We start from the raw sequence: 21,333 nt of genomic DNA, 5'->3' as shown, positions 1-21,333 counted from the left end.
GTCACCTCGAATAGCGGGATATATTAAGCAGGATGCCAACAGATGTCAGCATGAGTGTCAATGAAGACCCTCCTGCACTTATGAATGGCAGCGTAATACCGGTTACTGGAAACATCCCAATAACAACGCCAATATTAATAATAACTTGAACGGCGATCATGCCGATAATTCCAACAGCAATTAAGCTGGCAAACGTATCTGGTGACGTGATGGCTGCCCGCATCCCCCGCCATACTAGGATGGTGAAGAGCAGCAGGACCAATGTGCCGCCAATAAAACCAAGTTCTTCAGCAATGATGGAAAAAATAAAATCAGTTTGCGGCTCTGGCAAGTAACTATACTTCTGCCGACTCATCCCTAATCCAAGGCCTACAAGTCCACCAGGTCCAATTGCGTATAGGGATTGAATAGATTGATAGCCTGCGCCAAGCGGATCCTGCCATGGGTCTAGAAAGGCTGTTATCCGTTTAAGGCGATAAGGCGCGGCGATAACAAGTCCTATAAAACCAGCAACTCCTATCATACCTAGATAGGAGAGATGAAGCAATCTCGCACCTGCCGTATAAATGATCAATAGGGAAGCCCCTACGAGAACAACACCCGTTCCCAAGTCAGGTTGAAGCATAATGAACCCGAACGCCAACCCCATAATTCCTAGTGGCGGCATCAACCCTTTGGTCAGGAGCGTTATCTTGGATTGATTCTCAGATAGCATTTTGGAAAGAAAGAGTATCATCCCTATTTTCATAAATTCAGAAGGTTGAATCCCGAAAGCCCCGATACCAAGCCAGCTTCTGGCACCCCCACGGATTACCCCAATACCAGGAATCAATACGATGATCAGCATACCAAAGCAAATAAACAGCGCTAATTTTGCAAATCGTTTCCATACCAGATAATCAACATTCATCGTGAAGAACATCGCCACAATGCCCAGAACAGCGAAAATTAGTTGTCTTTTTAAATAATAAAAAGAATCGCCAAATTCACGAAACGCAAGTACACTACTAGCGCTGTAGACCATAATAACGCCGATTGTCAAAAGCAGCAAGGTCGGAATAATAATCCAAATGTCAGGAGCGGAGCGTGCTTTACCCATTACAGACACCTCTTTGTCAGTTGTGGGCCGTCCATAAAAGTGGATAAGCCCTACTTAAAGGTTATGCACGGACTCCTTAAACATGCGTCCCCTGTCCTCATAGGATGGAAACATATCCCAACTTGCACAAGCAGGTGATAGAAGAACGATGTCCCCTTGCTCACTCATTTGCCAGGCAAGCTGCACGGCTTGTGAAACCGCGTCCGCTGCATCCTTAGCAGTATCGACGGTTTGAACCTTGCTAATCCCTGCCAATTCAGCAATATGGCTAATTTTCTCTCTTGTTTGCCCTAAAGTGACAATTCCTTTGATGCGTTCGCGGAAGGTTGGCAACAGTTCCATGTAATCCGAACCACGATCCAAGCCGCCAGCTATCAAAATTACGGGTTGATTAAAAGCTTCAATCGACACCACAGAAGCAGCTGAATTCGTTGCTTTTGAATTATTATAAAAGGTTACGCCATCTAATTCTCTCACAAGCTCTAGACGGTGTTCTACGCCCTTGAAGCTTCTGAGCACACCAGCAATCGTCGATAGTTCAACTCCTGCTGTAATCGCCGCTGCAGCGGCTGCTAGCGCGTTCTCCACGTTAAAGCTGCCTGGAATGCCCATTTCGGAAGATGGCATGATGGATTGAATCGATGCCTGACCGTTCGCATAGACAAGACAGTTCGTTTCCGCATCAAAATAGACGCCAAACGAAAGCTTTTCTTTCATCGAAAAATGGAACTGCTTCGCCTTCAGGCTTGGCATAAGACGTCGGCATACTTCGTCATCCCAATTTAAAATCGCTGTGTCGGCTGCTGTTTGATTGTCGAATAGTTTCGCCTTTGAGGCGATATAGTCTTCCATGGAGCCATGATAATCCAAATGCGTTTCGTATAAATTCAACAGGAGTCCAATCGTTGGACGGAATGATGTTGTACCTTTTAATTGAAAAGAGCTTAATTCCACAACCATCCAATTGTCAGCTGTTACCTCAGGTGTCGCTTCCGTAAGCGCACGACCAATGTTACCTGCTACAACAGGCTTCAAGCCCGCCGCATCCAGCATCAAGCCGATTAACGTAGTTGTCGTTGTTTTCCCATTGGAGCCTGTGATCCCGATGATTGGCGCTTCACAGAATTGATACGCAACCTCAACTTCTGTTACAACCTCAATGCCCAGCTCTTCTGCTTTGCGAATAGGCTCTACCGCATAGGGAATCCCTGGGTTTTTGACAACTAGCGCAACCCCTTCATGGACGAGGGACTCGGGATGAAACCCACAAACAACAGAAATACCCAGAGCCTCCAATTCGTCGGCTTCAGGGCACGCACTTCGTTCCTTTTTGTCGTTGACAGTGACGATAGCTCCTTTTTGATGAAAAAGCTTAGCTGCAGCGACACCGCTGCGAGCCAAGCCAAGTACAATCACTTCAAGTCCACGATAATCCCGCGGATGCTTCATGTTCTACAACACCTCATTCATATATAATCCGAGCACGGCAAGTACGAGACCTACAACCCAGAATGTAATAACAACTCGCCATTCGGACCATCCAACCAATTCAAAGTGATGGTGAATCGGACTCATTTTGAACACGCGTTTCTTTCTAGTTTTGAAGGAAACGACTTGAATAACAACGGATAAAATTTCGATTAAGAAAACTCCGCCAATAATGGCGAGAAGAAGTTCTGCTTTGGTTAAGATTGCCACGGCGACAAGTCCACCGCCAATCCCTAGGGAGCCTGTGTCTCCCATAAAGACCTTAGCCGGATGAGCATTGAAGACGAGAAATCCGAGTACCGCGCCAACCATAGCCGCTGAGAAAATTGCCGCTTCCGGCTGTGTATTATTCATGGCAATGATCGTGTAGGCACCGAATGCAATTGCACTTGTCCCTGCTAATAAGCCGTCCAAACCATCTGTAAAGTTAACGGCATTGGATGCGCCTAGCATCAGGATCGCCATGAGTGGGAAGTACAGCCATCCAGCATTGATGTGGTAGGAAACGAATGGCACATAAATATCGGTGCTGTGTCCTTGCATAACGAGTAAATAACAGACAATGGCTGCAATTAATAATTGACCAAAAAGCTTTTGCTTCGCTGTAAGTCCTAGGGAACGCTTAAAAATAATTTTAATATAGTCATCGAGAAAGCCAACAAGCCCATAACCTAATGAGGCCAATAAAAGAATGAGTAAATCTGTATTTTTATCCGCAAAACGAAGCGTTGCCAAGGAGAGCGCGAGTAAAATAATTACGCCGCCCATCGTTGGTGTTCCTTGTTTTTTGAGATGTCCCTGGGGGCCATCCTCGCGGATTTGCTGCCCGAATTTCATACGTCGTAAAATAGGTATACATAACGGCCCCATGATTAGCGCAAGCACAAATGCCACACCCATTGTTAATAATACTGCGTTTTCCACGTTGGTTCCCCCTGCTCATTTCCGTCACTCTATTTCATATATTTAACGCTGTTACGCTTATTAGGCTAATAAGCTTTGTACAACCTGCTCGAGTCGCATGCCACGCGAGCCCTTCACGAGCACGAGATCCTCGGCGCGTGCGAGCGCGGCGAGCTCCTCCGCGAGCTGCGCCTTGTCGTCGTAGGCGCGCACCCGCGCCTGCGGGAATTTCGCTGTCGCTTCATCCGCGATGAAGCGACCGAGACGACCGAACGTGAAGACGTAGTCTACACGTTCCGGAGACAGCATCGCGCCAATGCCGCGATGGAACTGCTCTTCGTGCTCGCCAAGCTCCAACATGTCGCCGAGCACGAGGAACTTCCGACCGAAGCCGCTCAGCTGCTCGGTCAGGGCAATAGCAGCCCGCATCGAGGCGGGGCTGGCGTTATACGCATCGTTAAGCACGGTCAGCCCAGAGGCTGCCGTGAGCTTCTCGATGCGCATGCTTGTCATCTGCAGCGCGCGAAGTCCCGCTGCAACAGCACTTGGCGAGGCGCCGAAGGCCTCGCCGAGGGCAATGGCCGCGAGCGCATTCACGACGTTATGCGTGCCGAGCAAGGGAATGAACAATTCCGGGTAGCCCGGTGAATTGATGGTGAAGGTTGCCCCTTCCGCATCCATGCGGATATCCGTTGGGTAACAATCATTCCCTTGGTTCTGACCGAATCGAATGCGACGTAACCCTGACGGTAGGTCCAACTCACCTAGTGCTTGTTCAATTAACGGCTCATCCCCGTTATAAATGATCAAGCTATTACTTGGCATGCCGGCAACAATCTCCGCTTTCGCCCGCGCGATCTCATCCCTAGAACCCAACTGAAGCATATGCGACTCACCGATCATGGTGATGATGGCAGCTTCAGGCTCTGCTAATTCGGACAATAAGGCAATTTCGCCGCGTCCACTCATGCCCATTTCCACGACAGCAAATTGCGTCGTTTCTTCAAGAAGCAGCAGCGTAAGCGGTAATCCGATATGATTATTCAGGTTTCCCTTTGTTTTATGAACCTCATAAGTGCTTCCGAGTACAGCTGCAACCAAATCTTTGGTCGTCGTCTTTCCGTTACTTCCCGTAATGCCGATGATTCGCACAGGAAGCTCTTTGCGGTAGGCCTTAGCCAAGCACTGAAGTGCCGAAAGCGCATCCTCGACGAGGATGTGAGGAATGCCGCTTGGCGCCACTCCGTGATCCACTTGCCAGAGAATCGCCGCAGCCCCTTTCTGAAAAGCTTCTTCCGCATATTGGTGACCATCAAAATTTTCACCGATAAGCGGGATAAACAGACTTCCAGCCTGAATCGATCTCGTATCTGTGGAAACCCCTTTAATCCAAATATCGCCATGGCTACTTGACACTTCACTGCGGAGCATCGTTGCTATTTGACCTAATGTACGCTGAATCACTGTGCTCTCCCCCTTATCGCAGCCTTAGCCACCAAACGATCGTCGAAATCATGCTTAACCCCCATGATATCCTGATACGTTTCGTGGCCTTTTCCCGCTATCAATATTACATCTTTAGGGCCTGCCCCTTCAATAGCCATTTGTATCGCTTTTTTACGATCAGCCAATAAAACATACTGATTTTCTGGGTAATTAACATCTTTTAATCCTGGCTCAATATCTGACAGAATCGCTTCGGGATTTTCCGTGCGCGGATTATCAGAGGTCACAAACACAAAATCGCTATAGTGCGCAGCAACTTTCCCCATGATGGGACGCTTCGTTTTGTCACGATCACCGCCACAACCAAATACGGTAATGATCTTCCCTTCGGCAAATTCACTTACCGTAGAGAGTGCATTCTCTAAACCGTCAGGCGTATGCGCATAGTCAACCAAAACCAAATAATCTTGCCCCTCGTTCACAACTTCCATCCTGCCGTCAACCACAGCGATACGCTCAAGGCTGGTGCGAATCGACTCCAAGGAAAACCCTTCCGCTAAGGCAGCAGCAATCGCTCCCAACGCATTGTATACATTGAATTTACCTACCAATTGCGTGCGAAAGAAAGCTTCACCCTTAAAGGACTTCAGCTGAAACTCCGTTCCATTTGAAGTCATCCGGATGTCTGAAGCGCGCACATCACACGCATGTTCAATTCCATACGTAATGACTTGCGCAGCAGTCATTCGTTGAAAAGTCTGAGAAGCCTCATCATCGGCGTTAAGAATGGCATACTGACGAGCAGTCGAATCCGCAGAGAAGCCATTTCCAAGGCGAGAAAATAACAATCCTTTTGCTGCTGCGTACGCATCCATCGTTTTGTGATAATCCAAATGATCCTGCGTCAAATTCGTAAAAATGCCCGAGCGGAATTGAATGCCCTTCACTCTTCCCATGTCTAGACCATGAGAAGATACCTCCATAATACAGTAATCGGTTCCTGCATCAGCCATTTTTCTTAAAATACGTTGAAGCTCCAACGCTTCCTGCGTATTCGTTGCTTTATTTTCTATGTATTCATCCCGAATTTTGATATGGATATTGCCCATTAATCCCGTTACATGGCCTTGATCCGCGATGATTTTTTCCAACAGATACGTTGAGGTTGTTTTACCATTCGTCCCCGTAATCCCAATGATCTTCATCTCTTTGCTTGGATATCCAAAGAAATGGGCGGCAAGCGCCGCCATGGCATAACGGGCATCTTTCACAACGAGCTGCGGGACAGGTAGGTCAAGCACACGTTCAGTGACAAGCGCAGAAGCCCCAAGCGCAATCGCTTTTGGGGCATAGTCGTGACCATCAGCTGTTAATCCAGGTATACAAAGAAACAAATCCCCAGGCTTTATTTTACGAGAGTCTGCCTCAATTCCCGTGATCTCCGTGTCTTTATCGCCATGTATGTGGGTAATGAGCAGTGCGGAAGCAAGCTCCTGCAGTTTCATAAGCAACCCTCTCTTCCTTGAATTCCTATCTATTATGGACAATTTTATGCAAGTAGAAAAGCTAAACATGTCTTAATTGTAAATCTTTTTTAATTTTCTTAGCTTACCGCTACTTCTCAGGATCAACATCCGATAAGAAAATACGAATGGTTGAGCCTTGATCCACACGCGAACCTGCTTTAGGCGCTTGAGAAATGACATATTTCCCATTCCCTGACTTTGCTAGTCTGAAATTCATGTTCAGGTCTTCTAATATATCATCAACTGACGCGCCAACCAAGTCCGGAACTTCAACAACTGGAATTTCACCGTACCGATACTCTTTGTCGAGTTGATTTTTGTCAGGTTCTACCTTCATGTAGCGCAGGGCATCAGCCATGATATCTCTCACTAACGGAGCTGCAATCAGACCCCCGAATTGAATTCCTTTCGGGTCATCCACTGCGGCGTAGACAACAATTTTGGGATTATCCGCAGGAGCAAAACCAATAAATGAAACGATATGTTCATCCGGTGAATAACGCCCGTTGATGACCTTCTGTGCCGTTCCTGTTTTCCCGCCTACGCGATAACCATCGATGAAAGCATTGCGACCTGTTCCTTTTGCTACAACACTCTCTAGCGCCTCACGAACTTGTCTGGACGTATCTTCTGAAATCACATTGCGCACCAGTTCTGGCTCGACAACATCAACGACTTCGCCTGTATCTGGATTCGTAAATGATTTGGCCACATAAGGTTTAAACAGCTTGCCGCCATTGATCGCAGCGGAAACCGCCGTAATTTGCTGGATAGGTGTAACGGACACCCCTTGACCGAAAGCAGTCGTTGCCAGCTCCACAGGACCTACTTGGGATGGTTTGAACATAATCCCATTCTCTTCCCCGCCAAGATCAATACCTGTCTTCTTACCAAATCCAAATCGGGAGATATAGTCAAATAATTTCTCTTTGCCTAATCGTTGTCCCATTACAACGAAACCTGGGTTACAGGAGTTTTGAACAACCTGCAGCATCGTTTCACTGCCATGACCACCGCGTTTCCAACAGCGGAGTCTAGCGCCACCGACTTCAATAGAACCCGGATCATAGAATTGCTCATTTTTTAAATCGACTTTCTTCTCTTCTAATGCTGCGGCTAACGTGATGATCTTGAAGGTAGACCCAGGCTCATATGTTTTCCAAATCGGTAAATTCCGGTTATACGTTTCGGCCGGTGACTCCATATATTTGCCAGGATCATATGTAGGTCGACTACCCATTGACAATATCTCACCAGTATTCGGGTCCATCATAATGGCAATGACATTCTGCGCTTGATATTGCACCATTGCCTGATCTAATGCACGTTCCATCACCGATTGCAAATGGCTGTCAATGGTCAATTTCACATTCAGCCCATCTTTGGGGGGTGTATACTTATCAGTAGTTCCTATTAATTTTCGGCCTGCAGCATCTGTCATATAGGAAATACTGCCTGCAAGACCTGTTAATTGCGAATTATACTTCGACTCTATGCCTGTGAGACCTTTATCGATCCCCGCAAAGCCAAGAATATGTGCAGCTAGAGAACCATACGGATAATAACGTTTGTTATCTTCCGCTACGACAATACCTGGCAATTGCAGCGCTCGAACTTCTTGCGCCTTTTCAATCGAAATTTTACGGCCAGAGGGTCTTATATTATTTTGCGATGTTTTTTTGGTAATTTGCTTGTAAATATCGTCTTCATTGCCTTCTAGCACTTCTGCAAGCTTAGCAGCAGTTGCATGGGCATCTTGAATTTGCACAGGAATGGCAATAATCGTGGGCGTACTCATACTATAAGTCAATGTCAACCCGTTGCGATCCTGAATTTCGCCTCGCTTGGGCGCAAAGGCAATTTCTCTTCGCCAGCTTTCCTCTGCCATCTTCGCGAGGTCTTGTCCGATCCACAGCTGGACATAGGCTAAACGAATGATAAGTGCAGCAAAGATGACAGTTCCAATGATTAACGCAGTAAACAATCTGCGACGAACGGTAACGTTAGAAGCCCGCATGAACGTTCAGTCTCCCTTCCCACTATGGACATGTTCATTCCTAACATGACTATTCGGGACAAACAGGGGTTAGAACAAGCTGTTAACGATCACTGTTTATTCGAAGCTGTTCGTTGCGTTTCCGTTTTGGAATTTGGTGCTGGCGTTGGTTTTGGCGTTGACTTTGGTGTTGGTGTTGTTGAACCAGTTGGTGTCGTAGCAGGAGTTGATCCGGCTGACACTGATGACGTCTTATCCCCTAGCGGCTTAAGTTGAAGGGTTACTCCCCGACCTTCATCTGCAGCAGATTGCTCTGCTACATAGCCCTCTCCAGAGGTTTGACAATCGACCTTGAAGAAGGAACACGTCTCTACGGCATCTCGAAGCGATCTGCCAACTAGATTCGGAAGGGGCATTTCCTCAACGGGCTGCATGGCAACGTAGATACGCTGCGTTGATAATATTTGAGTGCCTTTTTTCGGGAATTGATCAACCACCTTATCACCTTTGCCGAACACTTCGAGTGACAGACCGATATCTTTCGCAGTACCTTTCGCAATACTTGAAGAAACATCCGAAAAATTCGGCACAGTAAGCCTATTCGCTTCTTTCGTGACCGTTTTCGGCTTTTTGCTTGATGCTACACCCATATACTGCAAGGACTCACTTACGATTTCTTTAAATGCTGGCGCAAGGACTTTTCCACCTTGGTGATAGTCACCGCCCAAATCTGGCTGATCTGCAATCAGCGTAATTAGGATTCGCGGATCTTCTACTGGTGCATAGCCAATAAACGAGATTACCCACGTATCGGATGAATATGTTTTTTCCCCAGGAAGTACGATATTGGCTGTTCCCGTTTTCCCTGCAACACGGTAATCCTCCATAAAGGCAAGCTTCCCTGTCCCTACTTCTTGGTCGGACACAACTTGCTCTAAATAGCTGCTCACTTGCGCAGCCGTTTGCGGGCTGACAACTTGTCTAACCACTTGAGGTTCAAAAGATGAAACGACTTTACCCGTTTTGGAATCGACAATGTCCTTCACAATATGCGGCCACATCAATTTACCGCCATTGGCAATCGCTGCGTAAGCGGCCGTTTGTTGAATTGCCGTAACTACGACTTTTCCTTGTCCATAGGTCGCCGTTGCATACTCAGATGGATATTTCATATCAATTAGACCCGATACTTCGCCTGGCATATCAATGTTGGTTTTTTGTTCAAAGCCAAACTTCTCAATATACTCACTAAGTTTAGTCTGTGTTAGTTTTTCAATTCCTAGCTTCACGAAGGCGACGTTACTGGACCGTTTAAGTCCTTCTAAGAAGGTTATTTTCCCCCAACCAACACCATTATGGTCATGCAAGACGCGGTCTGAAACTTTAATCGAACCCGATTGATAGGTTTCCGTCGGATTAAATAAACCTTCTTCTACCGCTCCTGCTAGGGTAACCAACTTAAAGGTAGAGCCTGGCTCATAACGCGAGGAAATGGCGCCATTCCTAAAATCTTTTTGTGGATCAAAATTCCAATACGTATTCGGGTTAAAATCAGGCGTATTCGCCATGCCTAAAATTTCCATCGTTTTCGGATCAACCGCAATTGCAGTCAAGCTTTTTGGGTGCCACTTATCATTTACTTTAGCTAAAGCGTTCTCTAAATAAAACTGAATATTTTTGTCGATGGTAAGCCTGACATTGTTACCGTCTTCTGCAGGTTTAAAGTCGACCTTGGCATCAGGAAGCTCCACACCTTTGCCATCCTTCTCATAGCTAAGCATCCCGGGAACACCCTTCAGCGTATCGTTTAATTTCAGCTCTAGCCCAAGTGCTGCTTCGCCTTCCTTATTCGTATACCCTAGAATATGGGATGCCAAGGTTTCACCTGGGTAATAACGCTTTTTATCTTCTAAAATCGAGATACCTACATTTGTTTTGGTGCTCTTATTAAGCTTCGTTTGCAGATTGATGATGAGCGTACGTACTTGATCCGCCTTCTCCTTCTCAATCTTCCAACCTTCGTTTCTCACTTCTACGTTCGCCGCGAAATCTGTACCATCTAAATTCTGTTTGGTTGCAAACTTGCGAATCTTAATCACTAGCTCCGCACGTGACGCCTCGGACTCTTTCAAAATATCCGCTAACCCTTGTGTCACATCCTCAGCAATGTGCAAGGCATCGATCACTTTCGGATTCAGCGCAATCGTATAAGCCGTTGCCTCTATGGCAAGCACCTTATCATTACGATCCAAGATCGAGCCGCGTACAGGGACTAACACTTTGTCGGTTTCCCATCTTTTCTCCGCCTTCTCTAGCAACCAAGAAGCTTCTACGACTTGAATCCAATAGACTTTAACCATAAGGACAACAAAAAGAAGGGTGAAAAACCCTCCGATTAGTAAAGAACGTAGCTTAATTTTTTTTGTCATATGAGTACCTGCCTATTACGGTTTAGAAGCTGATTTCGTACTTTTCCCACTTGACGTGGCCGTCGTTGTACTAGATTTCGATTTCGTAGTCGTCGTTGTTTGTGCAACGACATTTCCTTGCTTCTCATCTTGTAAATTAAACCCGAGGCGCACCGCTTCCTCTTTTAAACGATCAGGACTTTGCAATTTCTCTACTTCTTGCTTAAGAGCGCTGTTCTGAGCCTGAATTTCACGAATTTCACCTTGCATTTTCAAAATATTCGCATTCATCTGATAGATGGCAGCAAACCGCCAAATGATAACCCCTGCAACAATAACACAAAGAACAACCGTGAATAAGTATAGCATTTTTTCTTGTGTAGGCAATGCAGAATTACGATAAACAACCTTGGTTGTTTCTTTTATCTTAACACGCTGCTGTGGATTCGGTTTACGTTTCGGATCAAGTGCCAAATTACCTTGAATATATGAAGACATCGCTTATTCCTCCCTTGGTCAAAGCTTTTCTGCAATTCTAAGTTTAGCGGATCTCGCTCTTTGATTGACTTCTAATTCATGTTCACTAGGTATAATAGGTTTGCGCGTGACGAGTTTCAAGTCTCCCGCTTTCGTGCAAACGCACATTGGAAAGGCTGGCGGGCACGTGCATTTCTCCACATTTTTCACAAAAAATTGTTTGCAAATGCGATCCTCTAAGGAGTGGAATGTGATGACCGCAATGCGTCCTTGAGGTGCTAAACAACGAAGTGATTGTTTAAGCGCTTCTTCAAATGCGCCTAACTCGTCATTCACGGCGATACGTAACGCTTGAAAGCTGCGTTTAGCAGGGTGACCGCCTGTCCGTCTAGCGGCTGCTGGGATCCCTTCTTTGATCAATTCCACAAGCTCACCGGTTGTTTCAATCGTTTTCTTCGCTCGCGCTTCTACGATAACACCTGCAATACGTCTCGAAAATTTCTCTTCGCCATACTCAAATAAAATTCGTGCAATTTGGTCAGCGGGCCACTCATTTACAATCGTTTTGGCGGTTAATGACGTATCTCGATCCATTCTCATGTCGAGCTCTGCATCATGATTGTAGCTAAATCCGCGTTCACCATCATCCAGCTGTGGAGAAGATACACCAAGATCGAACAATATGCCGTCCACCTGGGGTTTACCGTCTCGCATAGCTTTGGGTACGCCGCGTAGTACAAGCTCAATCTCTCTGAAGTTGCTTTTGATAATCGCTACGCGATCTAGATAAGGAGCCAGAACGGATTGTGCATTAGCCAAGGCGACATCATCTTGATCTAAGGCGATGAGCAACCCATCTGGACCTAGTTTGGATGCGATTAGCGCGCTATGTCCAGCGCCTCCCATCGTACAATCCACGTAAACGCCATCTGGTTTTATATGTAAACCTTCTACAGATTCTTCTTTAAGTACTGTCACATGATGAAACACTCGTTGTCCTCCTAAGAGCTTTGCCTTGGCAAAACTGACTTCGTACGCATAGTTTTTCTATAAATCAAAATTAAAATCGACCAGCTTCTCTGCTATTTCATTGAATGACTGTTCAGACTCATTGGCATAGCTTTCCCAAACTTCCTTACTCCAAATCTCCACACGATTAGAAACACCAATAACAACACAATCTTTGGTAAGCTTCGCATGATCAATTAGATTGCCTGGAATGTTGGCTCTACCTTGCTTATCAAGTTCACACTCTGTAGCACCTGAGAAGAAAAAACGGGTAAAGGCACGTGCATCTGACTTCATTAATGGCAATGCTTTCAGCTTCTGTTCGAGAATTAACCATTCTGATTGCGGATATACAAATAAACATTGATCTAAACCACGGGTGATGACAAAAGCTTCGCCAAGGGCTTCACGAAATTTAGCCGGGATTATCATTCGGCCTTTCTCGTCAATGCTATGTTGATATTCTCCCATAAACATAGCATGTTGCCCCCTTTCCCTCCACTTTGTACCACTTTTCACCACATTTGAATCAATATTCGCTAAAAATAAAAGAAATCCTGCTTAGTTAGCAGGATTAATTAAATATATTTCGTATTTAGGTCTATTCTGTGCCTTTTGTTCCTTGTTCGGACACTTCAAGTGTGTTTTCAGAAGCATTTTGCTCTTTTAACTTTAATCTTAATTCCTTCAATTGCGAGTTCCTCTTGCGTCTGTATACCCAGATTGGGACAGAAATGACGAGTAAAAGCACTACAACCGGTACTGCGGCTGCCAGAAATACGAGAACTCCTTGCATTACTGCGACCAACACGTTCAGACTAGAGTCCCATGCCTTTTCAACGCGCTCTGCTAAAGTTAATTCATTAGGGTCAGAAAGCAATGGTTTTTTCCCCGTTTGTTGGTACATACGCAACTCGATCGTAGAATACGAAACATTTTGATCCAAGTACCGCATTCTGCCTTTGATTTGCTCAATAGTCTCTTGCACCTTGGCTAACTCGTTAGAAAATGCTAGGAGATCATCCGTCTTCGATGCTTTCTCCATGAAGCTAAGGAGTCTGGCCTCAACGAGCTGTTTGGCAGCTAAACGAGAGCTGAGATCTACGTATTCTTCCGTCACATCCTGCCCTTGTACATTCCTTTGAAGAGAAGGGCTCAACTTTTCTAAGCCGTCCAACATGGAGACAAAGCCATTCGCTGCCACTTTAATCGTGTAGGTACCGCCCCTTTCGCCTGTATTGGCATTCTCGGAGAACTGCAAGATGTAAGCGCCGCTAAGTGCAACTAGATCCCGCAGCTGAGTTTGCGCTTTACTATAATCTTCCACTGGCATCACGAGATTAGCTCGGTAAATGAGCTTACGGTTAAACCCAGCTTCCTGATCATTGCCACTTGCAGGCATCACAACATTTGGTGCCTGTTTATCTGCGGCCGTAGTAGTCTGAGCTTTAGCTGCTTCAGCTTTGGCCGCAGGAGCAGCATTACCCACATTCATATCTTTGGCGCTTGCGAACTGATCTGTTGTGGCGCCCGACGACTGCACGCTCAGCATTTCACCACTCGAAGAAGATGCAGCCGAGTCCTGTTTGCTTTCGGAGGAGGAACCGCATCCCGCAAGCATACCCAACATCATAAGACACAACACAACCATAATTGATAAACGTAATCTAGTCTTACCCCCCATTTTCTCATGCCCCCAATTTCCATTTTTAGGTTATACACCCTCCAAACGGAATGTTGTTCATGAAAGTTGCACGCAAGTAGTCTACATCTTCAAAAAAATGCCCTCCAGTCCACATTAGTGAACCGAAGGGCATTATTTCATTTATATCCTAATGCTCATCCCAGCTATCTAGGTAAGCCTTTTGCTCGTCTGACAGCGCATCTACGCTCGTACCTAGTGACTCAAGCTTGAAGCGAGCAACTTGCTCATCGAGTACATAAGGAACATTTACAACTGTATTACCTAAGGATTGATAGGAATCATTCACATGTTTCAATGACATCGCTTGAAGTGCGAACGTCATATCCATGATTTCAGCCGGGTGACCATCACCAGCAGCTAGGTTAACCAATCGACCTTCAGCAAGGATATATACTTTACGACCGTCGTTCAGTAGGTATTCTTCGATATTACGACGAACCGTACGCTTGGAGGAAGACATCGCCTCTAGCTCAGGTTTGTTTACTTCAACATCAAAGTGACCTGCGTTGGAAAGAATCGCGCCATCTTTCATCACTTTGTAGTGCTCGCCGCGGATAACATCACGATTACCCGTAACGGTTACGAAGAAATCACCCAATTTCGCAGCTTCGATCATCGGCATAACTGCGAAACCATCCATATACGCTTCCACGCCTTTAATCGCATCAATTTCAGTAACGATTACATTGGCTCCTAAGCCTTTAGCACGCATGGCCACACCTTTACCACACCAGCCATAACCAACGACAACAACAGTTTTACCTGCAACAACCAAGTTAGTCGTACGGTTAATGCCATCCCATACGGATTGGCCAGTTCCATAACGGTTGTCAAACAAGTATTTACAGTAAGCATCATTAACAGCAACCATCGGGAACGCGAGCTTCCCTTCCTTCTCCATCGCTTTCAAGCGAAGAATACCAGTTGTTGTTTCTTCCGCGCCACCGCGTACATTAACAGCCAAATCTTTACGTTCCGAATGAAGTAATGACACTAAGTCGCCACCGTCATCAATGATTAGATCTGGTTTGGATTCTAATGATTTGATAAGAAGTTCTTTGTATTCTTCAGGACTTGGATTGTACTTTGCGAATACGGTAATACCATCTTCGACAAGTGCCGCACATACATCATCTTGTGTGGAAAGCGGGTTGCTTCCCGTGATCGTAACTTCTGCACCACCAGCTTTAACTACTTTCGCTAAGTAAGCTGTTTTGGCTTCCAAATGCAAGGAAATAGTCACTTTCAAACCTTTAAAAGGCTGTTCTTTCTCAAATTGCTCACGAATGCGATTCAAAACAGGCATATGCGCCTGAACCCAATCAATTTTCAAATGACCTTCTGGCGCTAGCGCCATATCGGTTACTATACTGTTTGTTACTGTTGTCATCTTCGTTCCTCCTATAAATAATAGATACGGTGCATGCCATCTACGGGTATTGGCGTTTCAAGTAATGTATGTAGCCAGGCATTCCCATAACGATTCAGATAAGCACACCCATTATACACTCTTTCCTGCGGCTTAGCTAACGGAAATATCGTTAGTCTTACACGGTCCAACTGTCGGATCGCCGCATCGAATTGCGTATGGGACGCTTCACTGGCCTTATGATGCAAATAATCGATCTGTTCTACGATTTTAGCTAGATTCATATCTCCAAGCTTTTTGACACCAGGATTAATCGAACTAAGTGACTCGACAAGTGGCGCATAGCTGCTAAGGAAGGACTCTTTTACAGCTTCAAATCGTTCATTCAACTGTAACGTGTCTTGCGCGTCCAACCAAGCTTGCTTTTTCTCATCAAAGCGTACCAACACATCTGTCAACGTGAGTTCATATTTATCCATCTGTTTCTTAATGGTGCCTTCAATTAGTGTAAACTCCATACGTGGTACCACGATCGGCATTCGCATATGGAAATGTTCAAACGCATGCTTCGTTAACGCCCAATACGCGATCTCTCCAGGGCCTAGCACTGTCGCTAGGACTGGAAACAAATATTCCTGCATGAGCGGACGCGACATCACATTGTTACTCAGCTGGTCCGGTGTCGTTATCGCTTTATCAACAAGCTCTGCCTTTGTGAAGCTAACCGTATTTTTCTTATCTATGAAAAGTTCGCCCTCACGATGAAGCAGTAATCGCTGACCATCCGCAAAGACAAACAGATTCGCAGCTTCTTCATGAACCTCGGCTTGAATCCCATAGCCAGCTTGATGAACTTCGGCCTGACTTGACATCAGCGATGTCGCAAAAGAAGCATTCTGATCAATGATTCCTTCGAACATAGATGATTCTAAAGCACGTAGAGCAGGCTCATCGGCATCGACTAGCACAAGCCCATACTCGCCGAACAGCATCGCCATCCAACGTGCAAAAGCATCTGAAAGCGTCGCACCATTCTCCGTAGTTGAACGCATTTTATCTAGTAAGGAGGCTTTGAATTCGGTATCCATCAACGAATGGTCCAGCTTATTCAAGGCTTCTTCCCACGCTTCTGGGGACAGCGGAAGACGGCTAACCGATGTACGTAGTCCTGTCGGATGCTCCACCTTCAGCTTCTCAATCTGCTGCGTATTGGATAGAACATGGACGTGATTGACTTCATCGAAATCGTGATCCTCGCCGGCAATCCAGAAAATCGGAACGACGGCACGCTGTAATTTGGCACTCCATTCACGCGCCAATTGGATAATCGTGATTGCTTTATAAAGAATCATCAACTGTCCGCCGAACAGTCCTGCTTGTTGACCCCCTACGACCGCAAGTGTTTGTTTATTACCTAAAGCTGACACATGCTCCAGAGCTGCTCCTGTATTCCCTATACGCTTATTGTAGGCTTGTAGAACCCCTACAAGACGCTCACGATCAACATGCGGGGCGTTACTTGCTTCGTCCAACCATCKGGCCCGAGTTTGCCAATCTTCCCCGTTTCCAAAATGGTACGGAAACAACGCCTTCACATGACCTATACCCGCTATATAATCTTCCGCCAATTTCTGATTTTTCTTCCAATGAAAAGTTTCCATTTGCATATGCGACTAGTGTCTCCTCTTCATAACAAATAAAACAACTATCCTTTGATTGTACACGGAAGCCCTGAAATCGTCAAAACTGTATTTTTTATAATTACAATTATGTACGTATAGCTTAATGACGAAAAGCCGCCCCTATTGGGACGGCTATGCTTATTAATATAAATGACAAGCAACAAAGTGATTCGGTTCCACTTCTTTGCTAGGCGGCATAGAATCTGCGCACTTCGCCATCGCTTGCGGACAACGCGTACGGAACGGACAACCACTTGGCGGGTTGAGCGGACTTGGTACTTCGCCTTGAAGAATGATACGTTGGCGCGTACGCTCAACTTCTGGATCCGGAATCGGAATCGCAGAAAGCAGCGACTGTGTATACGGGTGAAGCGGCTTCGCATAAAGTGCATCGGAGGTTGTAACCTCGACAAGGTTCCCTAAATACATAACCCCTATACGATCGGAGATGTGCTTAACCATCGCCAAATCATGCGCGATAAACAAGTACGTTAAGCCCATTTCTTTTTGTAATCTCTTGAAAAGGTTAACGACTTGAGCTTGGACGGAAACGTCCAATGCGGAGATCGGCTCATCGGCGATGATGAATTTCGGTTCAATCGCAAGCGCACGGGCAATCCCGATACGTTGACGTTGACCACCGGAGAATTCATGCGGGAAACGGCTAGCATGCTCGTCGTTCAAGCCGACAGCGCGAAGCAACTCCATGATACGTTCTTTACGTTTAGCACCTTTATATAGACCGTGAATATCAATACCTTCGCCAATGATATTTCCTACTGTCATACGCGGGTTCAGGGATGCGTAAGGATCTTGGAATACCATTTGCATATTCCGGTTAAATTCCTTCAGCTTTTTCCCAGTCAGCTTATGAACATCTTCACCGTCGAAAATAACTTCGCCTTCTGTCGCGTCATAAAGCTTAATGATCGTTCGACCTGCTGTGGATTTCCCACAACCGGATTCCCCAACGAGACCAAATGTTTCGCCACGTTTAATTTCTATCGAAAAATTGTCAACAGCCTTCAAGATCTTGCCGTTTCCAAGATTGAAATGCTTTTTCATATTGCGAATTTGCAAAATGGGTTGCTCTGATTTTTTCAAGTTGCTATTTGACATGTTGAGTACCTCCCACTCCTACAGGACGTTCAACCTTCGGTGCGTCAGGGTGAAGCAACCAGCACGCTGCTGAATGTGTTTCAGACAACACAGAATGAGCTGGATCTTCTTCCAAACAGTGATTCATCGCATATGGACATCTCGCTGCGAAGGCACACCCTTTCGGCGGAGCGAACAAATCAGGCGGTGTACCTGGAATCGGCACAAGTTCCTCATTCGCATTCGTATCCAACCGCGGCACTGAACGAAGCAAGCCCCATGTATATGGATGTTGCGGCTCATAGAAAATCTCATCTACGGTGCCTTGTTCAATAATTTTACCTGCATACATCACGACAACTCGGTCAGCCATATCAGCAACAACACCAAGATCATGCGTAATCAAGATAATGGATGAGTCCGTTTTCACAGAGATCGTCTTCATCAAATCAATAATTTGTGCTTGGATCGTTACGTCTAGTGCTGTTGTAGGCTCATCCGCAATGAGGAGCTTTGGTGAACATGCTAGAGCAATGGCGATCATAATACGTTGTCGCATACCACCGGAGAGTTCGTGTGGATATTGATGAATTCGACCTTCAGGTGAGTTGATGCCTACAAGCTTGAGAATTTCAATTGCTTTCTCGGTTGCTGCTTTCTTACTCAAACCTTCGTGTTTGATCAAACCTTCCGTGATTTGATCTCCGACTTTCATCGTAGGATTCAAGGAAGTCATTGGATCTTGGAAAATCATACCCATTTCGGAGCCACGAATTTTCTCCATCTGTCTATTAGAAAGCTTCGTAATGTCCACTTTACCATCAAACAGGATAGAACCGCTTTTTATATAGCTAGGCGGAGTAGGGATTAAACGCATGAGCGTTTGTGCCGTTACGGACTTACCGCAACCGGATTCACCTACAATCGCCAACACTTCACCTTTTTTCAAAGAAAAAGATACGCCGCGAACAGCTTGAACTTCACCCGCATAGGTACGGAATGAAACTCGAAGATCTTTAACTTCAAGCAAATTGTTATTGGTGCTCATCATTATTCACCCCTTCTTACTTGCGCATTTTTGGATCTAGCGCATCACGAAGCCCATCGCCGAGAAGATTGAAGCTCAACAAAATCAAGCTGAAAATAATCGTCGGGAATATGAGGCGATGCGGAAACAACCGAATATAGTTAGCACCGTCTGACAGCAAGTTACCCAGCGAGGCCAGCGGCGGCTTTACACCAAGACCAATAAAACTCAAGAACGCTTCGGTAAAGATCGCAGATGGTACAACAAATGTAATCTGCACAATAATTATACCAAGCGCATTAGGAATCAAGCTACGCATAATTATTCTCATGGGAGATGCTCCCAATGTGCGTGAAGCCAGTACAAACTCTTGTTCTTTGAGCGTTAACATTTGCCCACGAACAAGCCGCGCCATTGGCACCCATCCCGTAATACTATAGGCAATAATAATGGATGAAACCCCCGAGCCAATAACCATAATCAATAGAATGGCGATCAACAAGAAAGGAATCGCATATACGATCTCAATGGAACGTTGCATAACCTCATCCACTTTACCACCGTAATAAGCAGAAATCCCTCCATAGATAACACCAATGACCAAATCAATTAGAGCTGCTGTAATACCAATAAATAGGGATATGCGAGTGCCCCACCAAACGCGTGTCCACAAATCCCGACCAAAGTCATCCGTTCCGAAAAAGTGTGATCCGCTTGGAACCGCATTTTTAATTTTTAAGTTTTGCGTCTGATAATCGTAGCTTGAAACAAATGGTACTATAATCGAAAGTACGATTAAAGCAACCAATATAATTAAGCCAGCCATAGCCAGTCTATTTTTCTTAAGTCGTCTCCATGCGTCCTGCCAATAATTGAGCGAAGGTCTAACAATGACTTCACCAGTTAGAGATTTATTTGAAACGGGAGCAAACTTATAGTTAGTCTCAGTTGATTCATTAGGAGTTTGCATGAATTATTTCCCGCCTTTCCCAAGACGAATTCTAGGGTCTACTATGCCATACACAATGTCAGTTAAAAAGATAACTACGATCAATATACTTGAGTAAAAAATCGTTAATCCAGATATCATTGTATAGTCATTTGAATATACCGATGATACAAAATGTTTACCCAAACCTGGTACACTGAAAATTTGTTCAACAACTAACGTACCTGTGATGACGTTTACAAATATTGGACCGATGATCGTAATAACTGGTAAAATCGCATTACGAATTGTATGTTTTACAACAACCGTCATATTTGACAAACCTTTAGATTTCGCTGTTTTGATATAATCTTGATTCAATACATCAAGCATGGATGTACGCATCAAACGTGCCAAAATGGCAATAGTTCCAAACGACAACGCAATAGCCGGTAATACCTTGTATTCTGGACCTTTCCATAAACCAGCAGGAAGTATGCCCCACTTAACACCAACATAATAAGAAAGCATTGGTCCTAGTACGAATGAAGGGATGGAAACACCAAGAATCGCGATGAACATAGCTGTATAATCTCCAGCTTTATTATGTTTCAAGGCTGCAATAATCCCTAAAGTTAAACCAACTACAATTGCAATTGCAATAGCAATCAATCCAAGTTCTAAGGATGAAGGGAAAGCTTGTTTGATAATATCAGTTACTTTGTGAGCAGGGAATTGAAAGGAAGCTCCTAGATCGCCATGGATGATGTTGTTCATGAATGTCAAGTACTGTTGCCACAATGGCTTATCCAGACCGTATTGCTTCATCAACATATCTCTCGTAGCTTTCGGAATCTTCTCAGCGCCTTCTCCTAGTGGATTACCTGGCAAGTTTTTCATCAAGACGAAAGTAAATGTTGCGATTAGCCATAACGTAATAAGCGCATATAGGAAACGGCGAAGAATGAACTTAACCATATTGCTCCTCCTTTATTAAAATATAAGACAAGAAAGTTAGAAGAGGCCGCTCCCACGAGGTGCGAACGGCCCCTTCTGCTTAATACTACTTTAGTGAATTACTTAACTGTAACCCATTTCAATTCCCACTCTTGACCAAACGACGGAAGAATCAAGCCGTTGATGGATGGTTTTTTCAAGTATGCACGAGTACGG

General features: G+C 45.2%; 17 protein-coding genes. All 17 read right to left on the bottom strand.

Features of this window, described 5'->3' with window-relative positions:
- Nucleotide 1 precedes the first annotated feature (1 nt).
- The 17 genes from spoVE to AC1DVJ_RS24120 all read right to left on the bottom strand — a co-directional run bounded on the left by spoVE (nucleotide 2) and on the right by AC1DVJ_RS24120 (nucleotide 21,138).
- Nucleotides 2-1,099: a stage V sporulation protein E gene (spoVE, locus tag AC1DVJ_RS24200; protein WP_477594154.1), complete on the bottom strand. Its 1,098-nt coding sequence runs from the start codon at nucleotides 1,097-1,099 to the stop codon at nucleotides 2-4.
- A 54-nt stretch (nucleotides 1,100-1,153) separates the two neighbouring features.
- Nucleotides 1,154-2,548, bottom strand: a complete 1,395-nt coding sequence (gene murD, locus AC1DVJ_RS24195; protein WP_477594152.1) for a UDP-N-acetylmuramoyl-L-alanine--D-glutamate ligase — start codon at nucleotides 2,546-2,548, stop codon at nucleotides 1,154-1,156.
- Between the two features lie 3 nt (nucleotides 2,549-2,551).
- The gene (mraY, locus tag AC1DVJ_RS24190; protein WP_477594177.1) at nucleotides 2,552-3,487 is read right to left on the bottom strand and encodes a phospho-N-acetylmuramoyl-pentapeptide-transferase; all 936 of its coding nucleotides are present in this window, start codon (nucleotides 3,485-3,487) and stop codon (nucleotides 2,552-2,554) included.
- Between the two features lie 84 nt (nucleotides 3,488-3,571).
- Nucleotides 3,572-4,954: a UDP-N-acetylmuramoyl-tripeptide--D-alanyl-D-alanine ligase gene (locus AC1DVJ_RS24185; protein ID WP_477594150.1), complete on the bottom strand. Its 1,383-nt coding sequence runs from the start codon at nucleotides 4,952-4,954 to the stop codon at nucleotides 3,572-3,574.
- Nucleotides 4,951-6,441, bottom strand: coding sequence for a UDP-N-acetylmuramoyl-L-alanyl-D-glutamate--2,6-diaminopimelate ligase (locus AC1DVJ_RS24180; RefSeq protein WP_477594148.1), 1,491 nt, complete (start codon nucleotides 6,439-6,441; stop codon nucleotides 4,951-4,953). The genes AC1DVJ_RS24185 and AC1DVJ_RS24180 overlap by 4 nt, the downstream gene beginning before the upstream one ends.
- 109 nt (nucleotides 6,442-6,550) lie before the next feature.
- Nucleotides 6,551-8,479, bottom strand: a complete 1,929-nt coding sequence (locus tag AC1DVJ_RS24175) for a stage V sporulation protein D (protein WP_477594146.1) — start codon at nucleotides 8,477-8,479, stop codon at nucleotides 6,551-6,553.
- Nucleotides 8,480-8,568: 89 nt separating this feature from the next.
- Complete coding sequence (locus tag AC1DVJ_RS24170; RefSeq protein ID WP_477594144.1) at nucleotides 8,569-10,818, bottom strand: penicillin-binding transpeptidase domain-containing protein; 2,250 nt, start codon at nucleotides 10,816-10,818, stop codon at nucleotides 8,569-8,571.
- An 84-nt stretch (nucleotides 10,819-10,902) separates the two neighbouring features.
- Nucleotides 10,903-11,364: a cell division protein FtsL gene (gene ftsL2, locus AC1DVJ_RS24165; RefSeq protein WP_477594142.1), complete on the bottom strand. Its 462-nt coding sequence runs from the start codon at nucleotides 11,362-11,364 to the stop codon at nucleotides 10,903-10,905.
- An 18-nt stretch (nucleotides 11,365-11,382) separates the two neighbouring features.
- Complete coding sequence (gene rsmH / locus AC1DVJ_RS24160; protein ID WP_477594140.1) at nucleotides 11,383-12,333, bottom strand: 16S rRNA (cytosine(1402)-N(4))-methyltransferase RsmH; 951 nt, start codon at nucleotides 12,331-12,333, stop codon at nucleotides 11,383-11,385.
- 57 nt (nucleotides 12,334-12,390) lie between these two features.
- The gene (gene mraZ, locus AC1DVJ_RS24155; RefSeq protein WP_477594138.1) at nucleotides 12,391-12,828 is read right to left on the bottom strand and encodes a division/cell wall cluster transcriptional repressor MraZ; all 438 of its coding nucleotides are present in this window, start codon (nucleotides 12,826-12,828) and stop codon (nucleotides 12,391-12,393) included.
- A gap of 124 nt (nucleotides 12,829-12,952) precedes the next feature.
- On the bottom strand, nucleotides 12,953-14,035 hold the full coding sequence (locus AC1DVJ_RS24150) for a DUF4349 domain-containing protein (RefSeq protein ID WP_477594136.1): 1,083 nt from the start codon (nucleotides 14,033-14,035) through the stop codon (nucleotides 12,953-12,955).
- A gap of 148 nt (nucleotides 14,036-14,183) precedes the next feature.
- The gene (locus AC1DVJ_RS24145; RefSeq protein WP_477594134.1) at nucleotides 14,184-15,446 is read right to left on the bottom strand and encodes an adenosylhomocysteinase; all 1,263 of its coding nucleotides are present in this window, start codon (nucleotides 15,444-15,446) and stop codon (nucleotides 14,184-14,186) included.
- Between the two features lie 11 nt (nucleotides 15,447-15,457).
- Nucleotides 15,458-17,092 (bottom strand): bacillithiol biosynthesis cysteine-adding enzyme BshC, encoded by a 1,635-nt coding sequence (bshC, locus tag AC1DVJ_RS24140; RefSeq protein ID WP_477594132.1) that lies wholly within the window; start codon nucleotides 17,090-17,092, stop codon nucleotides 15,458-15,460.
- A 156-nt stretch (nucleotides 17,093-17,248) separates the two neighbouring features.
- Nucleotides 17,249-18,226 (bottom strand): ABC transporter ATP-binding protein, encoded by a 978-nt coding sequence (locus tag AC1DVJ_RS24135; protein WP_477594130.1) that lies wholly within the window; start codon nucleotides 18,224-18,226, stop codon nucleotides 17,249-17,251.
- Nucleotides 18,216-19,253 (bottom strand): ABC transporter ATP-binding protein, encoded by a 1,038-nt coding sequence (locus AC1DVJ_RS24130; RefSeq protein WP_477594128.1) that lies wholly within the window; start codon nucleotides 19,251-19,253, stop codon nucleotides 18,216-18,218. The genes AC1DVJ_RS24135 and AC1DVJ_RS24130 overlap by 11 nt, the downstream gene beginning before the upstream one ends.
- Before the next feature lie 16 nt (nucleotides 19,254-19,269).
- A complete protein-coding gene (locus AC1DVJ_RS24125) occupies nucleotides 19,270-20,202 on the bottom strand; it encodes an ABC transporter permease (protein WP_477594126.1) in 933 nt (310 codons plus the stop codon).
- Between the two features lie 3 nt (nucleotides 20,203-20,205).
- The gene (locus AC1DVJ_RS24120; RefSeq protein WP_477594124.1) at nucleotides 20,206-21,138 is read right to left on the bottom strand and encodes an ABC transporter permease; all 933 of its coding nucleotides are present in this window, start codon (nucleotides 21,136-21,138) and stop codon (nucleotides 20,206-20,208) included.
- Between the last annotated feature and the right edge of the window lie 195 nt (nucleotides 21,139-21,333).

This window comes from Paenibacillus sp. P4_A9 (assembly GCF_056402415.1).
The sequence above is the reverse complement of the archived record's forward strand: the minus strand, read 5'-3'. Positions and strand labels throughout refer to the sequence as shown.

What these genes read in the sequence shown, in the direction of transcription:
- spoVE (WP_477594154.1), bottom strand. Translation starts at nt 1,099, where the DNA reads ATGGGTAAAGCACGCTCCGCTCCTGACATTTGGATTATTATTCCGACC.
- ftsL2 (WP_477594142.1), bottom strand. Translation starts at nt 11,364, where the DNA reads ATGTCTTCATATATTCAAGGTAATTTGGCACTTGATCCGAAACGTAAA.
- AC1DVJ_RS24130 (WP_477594128.1), bottom strand. Translation starts at nt 19,253, where the DNA reads ATGAGCACCAATAACAATTTGCTTGAAGTTAAAGATCTTCGAGTTTCA.
- murD (WP_477594152.1), bottom strand. Translation starts at nt 2,548, where the DNA reads ATGAAGCATCCGCGGGATTATCGTGGACTTGAAGTGATTGTACTTGGC.
- AC1DVJ_RS24150 (WP_477594136.1), bottom strand. Translation starts at nt 14,035, where the DNA reads ATGGGGGGTAAGACTAGATTACGTTTATCAATTATGGTTGTGTTGTGT.
- AC1DVJ_RS24120 (WP_477594124.1), bottom strand. Translation starts at nt 21,138, where the DNA reads ATGGTTAAGTTCATTCTTCGCCGTTTCCTATATGCGCTTATTACGTTA.
- AC1DVJ_RS24170 (WP_477594144.1), bottom strand. Translation starts at nt 10,818, where the DNA reads ATGGTTAAAGTCTATTGGATTCAAGTCGTAGAAGCTTCTTGGTTGCTA.
- AC1DVJ_RS24180 (WP_477594148.1), bottom strand. Translation starts at nt 6,441, where the DNA reads ATGAAACTGCAGGAGCTTGCTTCCGCACTGCTCATTACCCACATACAT.
- AC1DVJ_RS24175 (WP_477594146.1), bottom strand. Translation starts at nt 8,479, where the DNA reads ATGCGGGCTTCTAACGTTACCGTTCGTCGCAGATTGTTTACTGCGTTA.
- AC1DVJ_RS24125 (WP_477594126.1), bottom strand. Translation starts at nt 20,202, where the DNA reads ATGCAAACTCCTAATGAATCAACTGAGACTAACTATAAGTTTGCTCCC.
- AC1DVJ_RS24145 (WP_477594134.1), bottom strand. Translation starts at nt 15,446, where the DNA reads ATGACAACAGTAACAAACAGTATAGTAACCGATATGGCGCTAGCGCCA.
- AC1DVJ_RS24135 (WP_477594130.1), bottom strand. Translation starts at nt 18,226, where the DNA reads ATGTCAAATAGCAACTTGAAAAAATCAGAGCAACCCATTTTGCAAATT.
- mraY (WP_477594177.1), bottom strand. Translation starts at nt 3,487, where the DNA reads ATGGGTGTGGCATTTGTGCTTGCGCTAATCATGGGGCCGTTATGTATA.
- mraZ (WP_477594138.1), bottom strand. Translation starts at nt 12,828, where the DNA reads ATGTTTATGGGAGAATATCAACATAGCATTGACGAGAAAGGCCGAATG.